We start from the raw sequence: 14,969 nt of genomic DNA on the forward strand, positions 1-14,969 counted from the left end.
AGCTAAAGCGGAAAAAATTGTTGTATCGAGAACCTTTTTATTGGTAAAAGCTTCTCGATACAATTTGCTCATACTTCGCAAATCACTCGAAGTGACGATTAGTTTTTAGTTTTTACCCTTGTGCCAATTTAAGATCCTCAAAGCTTTTCTTATTCTGAAATGTTGGATTTAGCGATTTCACCGAATACCTTGGATCTTCAATTATTGCTAAACGTTCTAATTCTGAAACTTCAATATTCACACAATTAAATTCCACCATAACCTTACCGACTATTTTATAAATGCCTTTGCCTCTAAATGGATATTTGGCTGCAATGGGAGGGAAGTGAACCGTGTCTATAAAATCACCATCACGATCTAAAAAAGTGCCAAAATGCATGACTTTTCCGTTTGCTGTTTTGGTGTTTTTTGTAGTGATTAAATACCCTTCAATAATAATGAGCCTGCCTTCTAATTTTTCAAGATGTCTGGCGCGCAAATTTCCTGTTGATTTTGTGGTTAATAGTAAAAATGGATTACATAAGGGGAAACCCAATAATTCTATGTCATCAAAAGCAGTTTCTAAAGCTGTACTTGGTAATTCAGGTGTATTATAATTGATTTTTTCAGTTCTAAATAGATTAACAACATGGTCTTGAATTATGGTTTTGCTGATTTTTAAATGGGCTTCCCACAGCAATTCGCGTTTGTTAATTCCTGTAAACCGAAAGGCATTTATCTTAATTAAAATGGATAGCTGTTCAATGGAAATGGGGACACGTTCTATAAAATCATCAAGTGATTGAAATATGCCGTTTTTGATACGTTCATTCAGAATACGATTGATCGTTTTAGACTCTAAGGATTGCAAAAACATAAAGCCCAAATAGATGGTTTTGCCTTTAATAATAGCTTCGACAGCTGATTGATTGATGCATGGTGCTTCAATTTTTCCATGGTGCATTCTGGCTTCGTGCACATAAAGTTCGGTGCTGTAAAAACCACCAAAATTATTAATGGTAGCTGTCATATATTCCAAAGGATAATAGGCTTTTAAAAATAAACTTTGATAGCTTTCTACAGCATACGAAGCGGAATGCCCTTTAGCAAAAGCATAACCTGCGAAACTTTCTATTTGTCGCCAAATATCTGTAACAACATCATAAGATTCGCCACGTTTTTCACAGTTGTCAAAAAACTTTTGTTTCACTTTGTTGAATTCATCGCGGGATCGAAATTTACCAGACATACCACGACGTAACATATCGGATTCGCCCAAATCCAAACCTCCAAAAATATGTGCGACCTTAATCACATCTTCTTGATACACCATAACGCCGTAGGTTTCAGGCATAATACTTTGCAAAACAGGGTGTGCTTCTTTTCGTTTTTCAGGATGACGATGACGCAAAATATATTGGCGCATCATACCACTATTGGCAACACCAGGTCTAATAATGGAACTTGCTGCCACTAAACCCAAATAATCATCGACCTGAAGTTTTCTTAACAACATTCGCATGGCTGGTGATTCTACATAAAAGCAGCCAATGGCTTTGGCATTTCTCAGTAAATCTTTTATGCGCTCGTCTTGCTTAAATCCTTTAATATCATGAATGTCAATTGGTGGTTGTTCTTTATAGTTCTCATCAATAATTTCAACCGCTTCCTTAATTTTACCCAAACCACGTTGACTGAGAATATCGAATTTATACAACCCAATATCTTCTGCAGCGACCATATCAAACTGTGTGGTGGCAAAACCTTTTGGTGGCATAAATGTGGCACAGTAATAATGAATAGGTTGTTCTGAAATTAAAATACCTCCTGCATGAATGCCTAAATAATTAGGAAATCCTTGGATGTATTTGGCGTATTTAATAACGAGTTGCGATAATTCATCGAGTTGATTGATAGTATATTTTCCTCTGGTAAGCAAATCCATTTCAGATTTTGGTAAGCCGAATACTTTCCCTAATTCGCGCACTGAAGCTTTAAATTTAAAGGTGTTATAAACCGTGATAAGTGCAGTATTCTCAAAATTATCGAAGATAAATCGTGTAATATCATCTCTGTCTTTCCATGAAAAATCGATATCAAAATCTGGTGGATTTTGCCGGAATAGGTTGATGAAACGTTCAAAATACAAATCGAGTTCAATAGGATCTACATCTGTGATTCGCAATAAATACGCGATAATGCTATTGGCACCACTTCCACGACCAACGTAGTAATAATCTTTGCTGCGTGCGTATTCCAATATTTTCCAATTAATAAGAAAATAAGAGACAAAGCCTTTTTGTTTAATAAGGTCAAGCTCTTTTTTAATACGGTCATAAACCTTTTGCTCAACATTATTTCCGTAGCGATAGGGAATACCATCGTAAGTAAGTTTTTCCAATAATTCGCAATCTGAAATTTCATTTTCAGTTAAACACTTTTGATTTTTAGAGTCATCAGTTTCAAAATCGAAATCTATGGAGCAATTGTTTAATAGTCGCTCAGTATTATTGATGAGTTTAGGGAATTCCGAATACGTTTCACACAAGTCATTATAGGGCAACATGATGTGGTCTGCATTACCTTCTTCAGATTTTGGAAGCTTGCTTAATAGGGTGTTATTATCAATGGCTCTGAGTAAACGATGTGTATTAAAGCCTTTTTTGTTTTGAAATGATACCGTTTTTAGCACCACTAATTTCTCTCGCAACATATTCCATTTCGAAAATTTTAAATGGTTGAGGTCTTTGGGTGCAATGCCTAAAAATTCATTGGGCTTTAATTCATAGTGCTTTCCCTTTTGATACGGATAAATCACGAAGCAATCCGCTAATGTTTTTTCTGGTCGTTCAGGGATTTTCAACTCATGATTATGGAGGAATTGAGACAGGTAATCATTGATATTTTTAAAGCCATTGTTGTTTTTCGCAATAAGAATAAACTGTTGTTGTGCGCTATTTCTAAAATCGACACCAAGCACTGGTTTTACTTTATATTTTTCTGAAAGTCGAACGATATCTAAACACGCAGACGTCGTATTTATATCTGTAAGCGCTAGAGTGCGCACACCATTTTCTGAAGCAATGGCAAGCAGTTGCTCTGGTTTTATGGTGCCATAGCGAAGACTATAATACGTGTGACAATTCAAATACATAATAGAAATATTGTTGTTCGATAAATGATAAAAGACCGCTTCGCTTTTAGAACCAACCTGCCTGACGGCGAGGCAGGGAACATAGACTAAATTCTAACTAACTGAAAACAGATGTAAACAGATTGAAAAAATCTCTTCTTTGTATACTTGAAATTACTTCTAAATGCAGATTGTAAAATTAGCTACTATATGTAGTTTATGTTGCTCTTATTTGTAGCAATTAATGTTAAAGTGCAATGCGTCTCATTATGAGTTCATTAAGAATAAAGGTTAAAAAGATTTGGTAATGATAGCGTAAAAACGAATAAGGAGCGTTTGATAAATATATTATACCTTGCGCTTATAACGCTTAAAAAATTAGGTATAAAAACAATAGTGTTATCTATGGATACGCAGTCAATAAAAGGTGTCTCAGATTATTCGAAAGTAAATCAAATTCATTTTAAAAAAGATTAGGTATGAAATTAATCATATGTTTTATTTGCGTTATGACTTCAATTCCGTTTACTTATTCTCAAAATTTAGACGAAATGAATTATTCTTTATCTAAAACAAAATTAGAATCGAATATGGCGTTCAAACCTAAACTGGAGTTAGTAAAATACACTTTTGAAAAACATGAATCTTTCCTCTTTTCTGATTTAAATCTCACGAATTTAAAACTGAAGTCACAAAATCTAAACAGAAAATTATTTTCAAATATTAAAATTATTGAAAACACTTATATGGATTACACGGATTATCTAAGAGGTTGTGGACCTTTAGATGATGGTATTACCAACACGGTTAACAGTAGAGATTTAATGCTTTCCGTTTTTTTGGACAATTTGGTGAATAATTATATTTTTAAAGGCAAAGGGATATTTTTTAAAAAGTAGAGAAACCGTTGAAAAATACTGTAACACTGAAACGAGTTCAGCACTAGCGAGTTCAAAATGACCACACAAAAAAAAAGCGCGATCAAAACCAAAACCCAAGATTAAAAAACCAATAACTATTACCAGTCTCTGGTGAATAGGTGTATTTTCCTTCTAAAGGCCCTAAAAAGGTTTCTAACGAATAGCCAACAGCATAACCACTGTAGTTTGGTGATGAGAAAAATTGACCGGTTTCAAAAAGCCCATCGTCTATATTAGCAATGTTTGCCGCTAATAAAATGTGATGTTTTTTAAAAATCTCATAGTCTAATGTAAAGGTTGCTTTCACAAAACTATCTCCCGTTAAGGCTAAATAGTCATAACCGTAAAACGAATAGAAACTATTAATAAAATTAGCGCCATAGCCTCCTATGGCAAACCCTAATGCATTTGTAGATTTATCTCCTATTTTAAAGCCACCATTAGCTTCTATTTTTAAAGCTAATTTATCACTAAAACTAAAGGCGTAGCCAAGATCTGCTTTGGCTATTGAAAATTCTTTGAAATCTTCGTTGAAACCTGAAGCGTTCAGATACAAATGAAAATCGCCATTAAAGTAAAATCCGTTTTTGGGAAAATAGGAATTGTCGTAATCATCGAATTTTAAATTACCAAACAGACTCAGGTAAACTGTATTTTCAAGAATGATATCATCTTCTTGGTCATTGTCAGTAATAGTTTCTGAAGTTATTTTAAGATGTTTATGTTCAGCACCAATTCGCAAGGCAAAATCCTTTCTAAAAATAGTCTGTAAATACACTTGATTTGTGAAATCTGAAATATTAGCATCAATTTTATTTAAACCTGCTAACAAAGGCGAATCTTCATCTACGGCTAACAAAGCACTTACGTTTTTATTAAAATGGTTATAGCGCGATTTTACACCAATACTAATATAAAATCCTTTATCAATAAAATAATCGAAATTATATCTGGTATTATCACCCAGAATAACATCTAACGAAGCAATATCGTTACTGAATAAGAGTTTCTTTTTGGTAAGATTAGCCAGTATGGCACTTTTATAGAGGCCATCGTAATGAAGACCAAGTCTTAAAAACGTACTGGTTTCTGATTCAATTATACGACCCAATAAATTATATTCGCCTTCAATTTCCGTGGCTTCCAATTGGTATCTAAAGGTGTCAAAATTATTGGTTGCAATAAGGTTGTTTATCCCTTGTCTGAAATCTGAATAGCTTATTTTATCCTCCCCTTTTAACTTGAGCTTTCCAATAAGATAGGATCTGGTGTAACGCTCATTTCCTTCTATATTTACTTGGTTAATTTTAAGACTATCTATAACTTTAACCTGCGGTCGCTCAACATAATTTGGTTGCTGCTGTTTTACAGCTTTCAATTTATTCAGTTGAGTTCTGGCTGCTGCTTCGCCATTGGCTATGATATTCTCACCTTCATCAAATGAGATTACAGAAAAATTGGTAATATCTGGTTTTATATAAATATCGGTTAATTCGGCTTTACTTTTCATGGCATTTATAGTCCGAAAATTATTAATCTGTAACAGAATGTCTGGTGCAGATTTCAAGGATTTACGGTCTCTTAGCGCATCTTGGACATCGACACCGATAATAATATCCATGCCTTTGGCACGTAATTCTTCAACAGGAAAGTTGTTGGTCACTCCGCCATCAATAAAAATATTATCGTCAATAACTACAGGTTGAAACAATGACGGTAACGCACCGCTAGCCGTAACCGCTTCGGCTAATTTACCCTCTTCAATAAGCAGGGATTCGCCAGTTTCTATATTGGTAGCGATACAAAAAAACGGAATAGGAAGTTCGCTAAAATCTCTGATATCATTAACGGGAACCATAAGTTGGTATAACAAATTATAGACGTTTTGACCACGAGACAAAGCCGAAGGTAAACTGATTTTAAATCTATCGAAAGGTAAAACTACGGCGTACTTTTCGGAATTTTCACGCTCGTAAAATGATTTGGATTGTCTGGGGAAATTATCATTTATTAAAGCATCAAAATCTTGATTTTCAAACATGGTTTCTAATTGTTTGCCGGAATATCCTGAGGCATACAACGACCCAATAATCGCTCCCATACTTGTGCCAGCCACATAATCTATTTTTATACCCAAGCTATCAATGACCTTTAAGACGCCAATATGAGCAAAACCTTTAGCACCTCCACCGCTCAGCACTAAACCTACTTTTGGTGGCTTGTGCGCTGTGGAGTCCTGAGCCTTTAATGGTAAAAGGCTAATGAGGAATAATATTAATATGATCTGTTTTGTTTTCATGCTCTATACAATTCCTGTCAGCTTTTTACTTCGACTTCGTTCAGCCACCATAAACCTGACAGTAAAGTGTAATTTATTCTTTATGATAATAGTTATATACTTTGTTTGCCCTAGAAACACCAATAACGGCCTCAAGTTCATCTAACTTGGCATTGGCAATACGTTTTACGGTTTTAAATTGTTTCATTAAATCTACTATGGTTTGTTCTCCAACACCAGGAATGTTTTCCAGCTCAGTAGTCAACGCACTTTTGCTTCGTTTGTTTCTATGATGTTCAATACCAAAGCGATGGGCTTCGTTTCGTAATTGCTGGATAATTTTAAGGGTTTCGCTTTTTTTATCTAAATATAAAGGAATTGGATCATCTGGATAAAATAATTCTTCTAAACGCTTCGCAATTCCGATGATTGCAATTTTTCCTCGTAATCCTAAGATATCCAAACTTTTTAGTGCTGAAGATAGTTGCCCTTTTCCTCCATCGATGATGATAAGTTGTGGTAAAGGTTCGTCTTCTTCCTTTAAGCGTTTGTAACGTCTGTAAACCACCTCTTCCATAGACGCGAAATCGTCTGCGCCTTCAACGGTTTTAATATTAAAATGACGGTAATCTTTTTTGCTTGGCTTTCCATTTTTAAACACCACACAAGCAGCCACAGGATTTGTCCCTTGAATATTGGAATTATCGAAACATTCGATATGCCTTGGTTCTTCAGACAAACGCAGATCGGCTTTCATCTGTGCCATAATTCTATTGGCATGGCGATCTGGATCTACAATTTTTATCTGTTTCAGTTTATCCATTCTAAAATACTTGGCATTTCTGGTGGATAAATCTAGGATACTTTTTTTATCACCTAGTTTCGGGATGGTTACTTTTATATCATCTCCCAAATTTACTTTGAACGGTACATAGATTTCTTTTGAAGTTGAATTAAAGCGTTGCCTGATTTCCGTAATGGCCAATTCTAATAATTCGGTATCTGTTTCTTGTAATTTCTTTTTTAATTCTAGGGTGTGAGACCTAATTATCGAACCATAACTTAACTGTAGAAAATTGATATACGCATAGGTTTCATCACTCACAATAGAAAACACATCGACATTGCTTATTTTAGGATTCACAATGGTGGACTTGGCTTGGTAATTCTCTAAAACTTCAAGTTTTTCCTTTATTTTTTGGGCATCTTCAAATTGCATCGCTTCTGCGTGATGCCTCATTTGAATTTTGAATTGCTGTAAGGAATCCTTAAAATTACCTTTTAGGATTTCCCTAATGGCAGTAATGTTACTGTGATATTCTTCTTCGGTTTCATAACCTTCACAAGGGCCTTTGCAATTTCCTAAGTGATATTCCAGACAGACTTTATATTTTCCCGCTTCAATTTTAGCTTCAGACAGATCGTAATTACAAGTCCGTAGTTGATATAAGCCTTTTATTAAACCTAAAAGTGTTTTTACGGTTTTCATACTAGTGTATGGCCCAAAATACTCTGAGCCATCTTTAATAACACGTCGTGTTGGGAATACTCTTGGAAAACGTTCCTTTTTAATACAAATCCAAGGATAGGATTTATCATCTTTTAATAGAACATTGTATTTGGGCTTGTATTTTTTAATGAGATTATTCTCAAGTAATAAAGCATCATTTTCGGTTTCGACGACAATATGTTTTACCGATGCAATATTTTTTACCAAAACGCGTGTTTTACCATAATCGTGATGCTTGGTGAAATAACTGCTAACCCGTTTTTTTATATCTTTAGCTTTGCCAACATAGATTAAACGCTCATCTGCATCAAAATATTGATAAACACCTGGTTGGTGTGGCAAGGTTTTTATTTGAATTTCTAAGGTCGATTCTGGCATATAATCAAAGGTAAATAAAAGTTATAAGTTTAGAGTTACAAGTACTTAAAGTTATCGTTACCTTGCGCCTCTTTTTTATATATTCAATTTATGACAAAAAAAATCTTGGGACGTGTTGATAAAGTCAATTTTCCCGATTTACAACTTAACAATATCGACGTTAAAATCGATACAGGTGCTTATACTTCAGCTATACATTGTTCAAATATTAGAGTTGAAGACGGTAAGCTCTATTGTGTTTTTGAGAGCAAAGGGCATCCTAATTTTAAAAGTGACGAAGTGGTTTTTGACACTTATACCCATACAGATGTAAAAAGCAGTAATGGGCATAAGGAAAACCGTTATAAAATTAAAACAACCGTTGTATTCTTTGGAAAAACGTATAAGATTAACTTAACTTTAAGCACTAGGGACGACATGAAGTTCCCAGTATTGATCGGTCGCCAATTTTTAAAATTGAAATTTTTGGTCGATGTCGATTTAGAAAATCAATCCTTTAAACAAACTATAACTAAATGAACATAGTCATCCTTTCACGAAACCCTGAACTCTATTCTACAAGACGACTTGTTGAAGAAGGTGAAAACAGAGGGCATTCCGTTGAAATCATTGATCCTTTAAAATGCGATATTATCATTGAAAAGGAAAAACCAACCATATATTATAAAGATCGTTATCTCGATTACGTTGATGCCGTTATTCCTAGGATCGGAGCATCCATCACTTTTTATGGTTGTGCTGTGGTACGACAGTTTGAAGAAATGGGCGTGTTTACTATTGCACCATCAGATGCCATAACCCGATCTCGCGATAAGTTGAGAAGCTTACAACGCTTAAGCAAAGCCGGAATTGGCATGCCAAAAACCGTATTTACCAATTATTCCAGAGACGTAGAAGAAGTGATTGAGTATGTTGGTGGCACACCTGTAATTATAAAGTTATTAGAAGGCACACAAGGCCTTGGTGTGGTTTTGGCAGAAACAAAAAATGCAGCGGAATCTGTTTTGGAAGCGTTTAATGGTTTGCAAGCTAGAGTCATTGTACAAGAATTTATAAAAGAAGCCAAAGGCGCGGATTTGAGAGCTTTAGTGGTAGATGGACAAGTTGTTGGTGCCATGAAACGCCAAGGTAAGGAAGGCGAGTTTAGATCTAACTTACATCGTGGTGGTTCGGCTAATATTATTAAATTAAATCACGACGAACTTAAGTTGGCAATGAAAGCCGCAAAAGTATTGAAATTGCCAGTTTGTGGTGTCGATATGCTGCAGTCTTCACGAGGCCCATTATTGTTGGAAGTAAATTCTACACCTGGCCTAGAAGGTATTGAAAATGCCACGCAAAAGAATATTGCAAGGGCAATCATTACTTTTATAGAACGTAGCAAAAATTAATTTCGCGTGTACGGACGAGACACAATTTGTCCGTACAAGCGGTTGGATAATAAACGAAGCGAACGAAATGAAAGAAAAAGACCTCCTTCATATATTGGGAAAAGAAGTGGCATTGGGAGAAAGTGCCCAAGTCAGTTTTAATGTGGCAAAATTGCATACACAGAATACGATAGATGTTCCGGTGATTATAGAACGTTCTAAAAAACCGGGTCCAACAGTTTTAATTACGGCTGGTATTCATGGCGATGAGGTTAATGGTGTGGAAATTGTTCGTCAGATTATATCCAAAGGGATTAACAAGCCTAAAAAGGGTACTATCATCTGTATTCCTGTTATCAATGTGTTTGGGTTTATTCATCTGGATCGTGAGTTTCCCGATGGTCGTGATCTCAATCGTGTATTTCCTGGAATAAGAGGTGGTTCTTTGGCAAGTAGAGTGGCTTTTAAATTGGTTACGGAAATATTACCACATGCCGATTTGGTGTTGGATTTTCATACTGGTGGAGCGGATCGATTTAATGCGTCCCAAATTAGAATCATTAAAAAGGAGAAAACCTTGGACGAATTGGCCAAAATCTTTGGTGCCCCTTTTATTTATTACTCTAAAAATCTTAAAAAATCGTTTAGAAATACCTGCCATAAATTGAGTATCCCTATTCTATTGTTTGAAGGTGGAAAATCGTTTCATATCGATAATACCATTACCAATACTGCTGTAAATGGTACCAAACGCGTTTTGCATCACTTGGGTATGTTAAACCGAAAATTTAAGGTCTCAGAGCCCAAAAACCCCTGTATTTACATTGAAGATAGCAAATGGATTAGAGCCAAATTTTCAGGAATGTTTAAAGCAACGGTGAGTATCAATGCTGAAGTCAAAAAAGGCGATGATATTGGAAACATTACCGATCCTTATGGTAGCTTCAACCACTTTGTAAAAGCACCCAATGATGGTTATGTCTTTAATATTAATGAATCGCCAATCATCTATCAAGGTGATGCGATTTTTCATATATCAACAAAAGTGACCTCGTGACAAAGAAAGCATTACGCGCAAAATACAAATCATTGCGGCAACAATTGTCAGCAAATGAAGTTGACGATTACAGTATCGAAATTGCGAATCAATTGTTAAGCTTGGACATTTGGAACCATTCCTTTTATCATATTTTTTTAACGATTGAAGAACAAAAGGAAATCAACACGGATTTTATCCTCAATATTTTAGCAGGAAAAGACAAACACATCGTTATTTCCAAAAGTAATTTTGAAGATTATAGTATGACACATTTTCTGTTAACAGATAGTACGGTCATCAAAAAAAATAGATATAACATTCCCGAACCTGTTGAGGGTATAGAAATTAATCCATCGCAATTAGAAGTGGTTTTTATTCCCCTTTTAGCTTTCGATAAAATAGGTCATAGAGTAGGCTACGGCAAAGGTTTTTACGATCGCTTTTTAGCCAATTGTAAACCTGAAACCTTAAAAATAGGCTTATCGTTTTTTGAACCTGAGGATTTGGTTTTTGAAGCTTCAGAAAATGATATTAAGTTGGATTATGGTGTGACACCTAATCAAGTATTTGAGTTTTAGAGGATTCTTGAAAAGCCTTTTTATTAAATACAATCAAGATGCCGATACCTGTACTTATAGCCATATCAGCCACATTAAAAACAGGATCAAAAAAAGAAAAATACTTGCCACCAAAAAACGGTAACCATTCTGGTAGTGCACCTTGCCAAATGGGAAAGTGCAACATATCCACAACATTGCCATGAAATACGCTTTCATAGCCACCATCTTCAGGTAAAAATGTAGCGACTTGCATAATGCTATCACTAAATAATACCCCATAAAATACTGAATCTATAATATTACCTAAGGCACCAGCGAAAATTATGGAAATGGCAAAAATGAGGGTTTTCGATTTCTTCTTTTTTGTCACATCTAAAAGCCAGAATGCGATCCCAGTAACTGCAATAATTCTGAATAGAGTTAGAATAAGTTTCGCAGAACGGTCGGAAATCAACGTTGTAAAATCGCTAAGTTTTGTGCCCCAAGCCATGCCGTCGTTCTCAATAAACGCAATATGAAACCATGAAAATACGGTAACACTTTCGCCCAGTTGAAAATGGGTTTTGATATAAACTTTACTGATTTGGTCTATCAGAAGAATTAGGATGATTAGTATGGTGGCTTTTTTTAGGGACATATCAGTTCCTGCGATCCCGATAACTATCGGGAAGGAATCTCTTTTAGGTTTCGGCAAAAATATGGTTATATTTAAAACTAATGTAAAGTGTAACTAAAATAACCTGCTTCGTGCTCGAAAAAATTGTCATAATAAGAATTCGAAGTTGTTGGCTCATATTCAATCCAATAAGCAGATCTTTGTATTATTCGATGAAATTCGACATATAAATGTTTATCCAACCAATTAATAATCTTGTTTTTAGATGACCATTTACTAATTGGTTTATTTAAATAAGCATTAAATATTGAAAAGTCATGAGATTGATAAATATGTATTATTTCATGTTTTATTAATCCAACATCATTTTTATCAGGCGAATAAAGCACAATATGTCCAGGAAAAGCAATACCTCGTGAATTAGTTGTTACGAATCTATCTGTATTACTAGAAAATATAAATTCTCCTGTTTTTAATGTTTTCTCTAACTCAAACTTTGTTTGTGTTGCAATACCAACAGCGTAAACTAAAGCCACAGGCATAAATTTATAATTAACAGAAAACTTATCTTTAGTATTAAATTCTATTCTACTAAATCCAATATTCAAATGCCATTTGTCATAAAAATTATTATTAAGTGCTGCGTTTTCTTTAATAGATGTACCTGCTGCATTCACTAATTTTGCTGCCCAAAAATATTCCCATTGTTGTTGTCTACTTGCTTCTCTTAAAATACGTTTACTCTCGAAAGTAACATATCCACCTAAGGCACCTTGCCATAAAGATTTTTTAATGGTTTTCCCTAATGGTTGATCTGGTGATTTATTGATAATTGCGCCTATTGTACTTAATATTGCGCCGAACCCTACGTTGTACAATGCGGCTTCGGTGTCGTTGGCTTGAGCATATGCAGGAAAGCTTATGGCAATAAGTAATAATGATAAAATTAGATTTTTCATAAAATGCTAATAATTTTAGAGTATATACTTTGCTTTGGAAATAGTTTAATTTGTACTTGTTCTATTTCCTCGGAAAGGTATGATTCTATTTTTCCATTTGGTAAAAATATGCATGAAATACCATCATCCGCAACTTTTAAAATAGATTTGTTATTTTCTATTGCCCTAATTCTAACGATATTAAGATACTGTTTTTTACCAAAATCCGAACCATTCATAAAATGTTCACTTGTTAGCAAAAATAAAGCTTTAGCATTTAAACTTTTGCTCGCTACAAACGAAGAAAAAATAGACTCATAGCAAACTAATGGAAAAATATTTAGTGAATTAGTTATTTTATTTTCATCATCGTTCTTATTTTTTACATAATAACTAGGGTACCAAGCACTAAAAAAAGATGGGGTAAACTCTCGTATAGGCACATATTTTTTTTTTGTTCTAAATAGAGTCTCCTTTTGCGATAGAGTGGCAACACCGTTAAACCTTATTGTATGATTGTTAATCAGCTCTGTCCCAATTATGAAATTAGTATTGGGATTCTTTTTATGGTAAAAATCAAAAAACTCAGTATAGATACCTTGTTTAAGTTCAGATGGATATAAGCCTGTATAAAACAATTCAGGAGTCACAATAAAATCAATATTCTGAATATTATTTAAAGTACGATACATGCTTTTAGTTGTATTATATTTTGTACTTTTTTTAACAGGATTATAAGCAAGCACATCAATTTTTTCTGTGTTTAAGTTATCGTATGAAATATTTGCATATTGAATCAATGACAACACTGGAAACATAAGACCTATTGAGAATGAAATATAAAAGACTCTCCTGTTTTGAACAATAATCTCGTAGAGGCACCAACCAATGCATAGCAACCACAAACTACCACCATAAGAACCAAACACAGAATACCATTCAACAAGATACCATTGATTACCCATTACATGCCCTAGACTAAGCCAGGGAAAAGCTAAATCCCATATTGAATATATCACTTCAAAGCCAACATAAAAAGCAACAAACAATAACCGTTTATATTTGTTATTGAAAAAATAGTAAGCTACAAATATTGGTAAATATAAAATGGCATTAGCTATAAGTATGAGAAAAGCATTATAACCATCAACTGTAAACAACCAGAATATACTTGTGAGGTTAAATACGAGAAGAAAGACAAAAGACAAAAGTACCTTTAAATATACTTTTTTTTCGTCTTGTACCTCTAAAAAGAAGAAAAGAAGAACAATGTTTATTATAAAAAATGAACCATAGAAATTCCAAGATATAAAATTAATAAATCCAAAAGCAATTAAGATAAAAAATGACTTCATTAGATTACTATTGATTTTGGGACATTATTTAAGAAAAAAGATCGTTTTTTGTAAAACGATCTTTTCAATCTATGATATAAATGAATTTATTCTTTATCTATTTTCATATCCGCTCTCATTGATGTAATAGCACCTATGTAAACATCATTTTCGCCTTCGGCACCTGTCTCAATGATATAACCAGTTCTTCCAATATAGAATGTTAAATTCGCTTTATCAGGAAATTCGGCTAAATCTGCCTCAGATATGGTATATGTACCATTATCTTCAATTGTTAGACCTTTTATCAATCTTTCATTATAATTATTGACCATTTCTTCAGAAAATTGGCTAGTAGGTTTATATTCTACGGCTAAAATAATACCGTTGGCATTTTCGGCATCTGAATTCCATGTTATATAAGATCCTGGTTGTATGTGCCCGTCTTTTAAATTATACAGGTTTGCTGCAATAATTTCTGGAATGTAAAAAGACACAACATTATCAGATGTTGAACCATTTTTGGCTTGTGGTATTTTGTTTTGAACACTAACACTCACTTCTTTGCCATAAAACATACTCAAATCTTCAACATTATTATTCCAATTCGTTGATTCCTCTCCATAATAAATATTGTCGCCTTTAAATGGGTTTCCATCTATTTCTAATTCAATAGCACCAATTTTTGAACTCGTACTAATAGCATTTATACTGTTTGTACTATTAAGTCCGCCTGCTCGTTGAATGAGAATTTTATTATCGGTATCTGCATTATCAAACTCTAGGTAATCTTGGAATGTTTTTATACTATTAACTTCTGATGATGTATCCAACTCATGGCTTTCCTCACTACAAGAAAAAGCAACAATTGTAAAAAGCAATATATACGTTATATTTTTCATAATTTTAATTTA

Annotated in this window: 12 protein-coding genes; 5 read left to right on the forward strand and 7 right to left on the reverse strand. The window is 34.0% G+C overall.

Annotated elements, in window-relative coordinates; translation table 11 throughout:
* Positions 1–112: 112 nt before the first annotated feature.
* Positions 113–3,133: a DNA polymerase III subunit alpha gene (locus HM987_RS00195; RefSeq protein ID WP_179004189.1), complete on the reverse strand. Its 3,021-nt coding sequence runs from the start codon at positions 3,131–3,133 to the stop codon at positions 113–115.
* Positions 3,134–3,591: 458 nt separating this feature from the next.
* On the opposite strand from HM987_RS00195, the gene HM987_RS00200 reads away from it, so the two are divergent.
* On the forward strand, positions 3,592–4,011 hold the full coding sequence (locus HM987_RS00200) for a hypothetical protein (RefSeq protein ID WP_179004191.1): 420 nt from the start codon (positions 3,592–3,594) through the stop codon (positions 4,009–4,011).
* A gap of 82 nt (positions 4,012–4,093) precedes the next feature.
* On the opposite strand, the gene HM987_RS00205 is transcribed toward HM987_RS00200, so the two are convergent.
* Both HM987_RS00205 and uvrC read right to left on the reverse strand, forming a co-directional pair.
* On the reverse strand, positions 4,094–6,331 hold the full coding sequence (locus HM987_RS00205) for a patatin-like phospholipase family protein (protein ID WP_179004193.1): 2,238 nt from the start codon (positions 6,329–6,331) through the stop codon (positions 4,094–4,096).
* A 73-nt stretch (positions 6,332–6,404) separates the two neighbouring features.
* A complete protein-coding gene (uvrC, locus tag HM987_RS00210; protein WP_179004195.1) occupies positions 6,405–8,198 on the reverse strand; it encodes an excinuclease ABC subunit UvrC in 1,794 nt (597 codons plus the stop codon).
* A 90-nt stretch (positions 8,199–8,288) separates the two neighbouring features.
* On the opposite strand from uvrC, the gene HM987_RS00215 reads away from it, so the two are divergent.
* From HM987_RS00215 to HM987_RS00230, 4 genes are all read left to right on the forward strand, one after another.
* On the forward strand, positions 8,289–8,717 hold the full coding sequence (locus tag HM987_RS00215) for an ATP-dependent zinc protease family protein (protein ID WP_178990915.1): 429 nt from the start codon (positions 8,289–8,291) through the stop codon (positions 8,715–8,717).
* Positions 8,714–9,589: a 30S ribosomal protein S6--L-glutamate ligase gene (gene rimK, locus HM987_RS00220; RefSeq protein WP_179004198.1), complete on the forward strand. Its 876-nt coding sequence runs from the start codon at positions 8,714–8,716 to the stop codon at positions 9,587–9,589. The genes HM987_RS00215 and rimK overlap by 4 nt, the downstream gene beginning before the upstream one ends.
* Before the next feature lie 67 nt (positions 9,590–9,656).
* Positions 9,657–10,625 (forward strand): succinylglutamate desuccinylase/aspartoacylase family protein, encoded by a 969-nt coding sequence (locus HM987_RS00225; protein ID WP_179004200.1) that lies wholly within the window; start codon positions 9,657–9,659, stop codon positions 10,623–10,625.
* The gene (locus tag HM987_RS00230; protein WP_179004202.1) at positions 10,622–11,185 is read left to right on the forward strand and encodes a 5-formyltetrahydrofolate cyclo-ligase; all 564 of its coding nucleotides are present in this window, start codon (positions 10,622–10,624) and stop codon (positions 11,183–11,185) included. Before HM987_RS00225 ends, HM987_RS00230 begins: the two co-directional genes overlap by 4 nt.
* Here HM987_RS00230 and HM987_RS00235 read toward each other — a convergent pair.
* From HM987_RS00235 to HM987_RS00250, 4 genes are all read right to left on the reverse strand, one after another.
* Positions 11,163–11,804, reverse strand: a complete 642-nt coding sequence (locus tag HM987_RS00235) for a lipoprotein signal peptidase (protein WP_179009779.1) — start codon at positions 11,802–11,804, stop codon at positions 11,163–11,165. The genes HM987_RS00230 and HM987_RS00235 overlap by 23 nt on opposite strands.
* Positions 11,805–11,881: 77 nt before the next feature.
* Positions 11,882–12,742, reverse strand: coding sequence for a hypothetical protein (locus HM987_RS00240; RefSeq protein WP_179004205.1), 861 nt, complete (start codon positions 12,740–12,742; stop codon positions 11,882–11,884).
* Positions 12,739–14,076 carry a nitrilase-related carbon-nitrogen hydrolase gene (locus HM987_RS00245; protein ID WP_179004207.1) on the reverse strand — a complete coding sequence of 446 codons (1,338 nt, stop codon included), beginning with the start codon at positions 14,074–14,076 and terminating at the stop codon, positions 12,739–12,741. The genes HM987_RS00240 and HM987_RS00245 overlap by 4 nt, the downstream gene beginning before the upstream one ends.
* Before the next feature lie 86 nt (positions 14,077–14,162).
* Complete coding sequence (locus HM987_RS00250) at positions 14,163–14,957, reverse strand: hypothetical protein (RefSeq protein ID WP_179004209.1); 795 nt, start codon at positions 14,955–14,957, stop codon at positions 14,163–14,165.
* Positions 14,958–14,969 lie beyond the last annotated feature (12 nt).

The organism is Winogradskyella forsetii, assembly GCF_013394595.1.
GTDB classification, from domain to species: domain Bacteria; phylum Bacteroidota; class Bacteroidia; order Flavobacteriales; family Flavobacteriaceae; genus Winogradskyella; species Winogradskyella forsetii.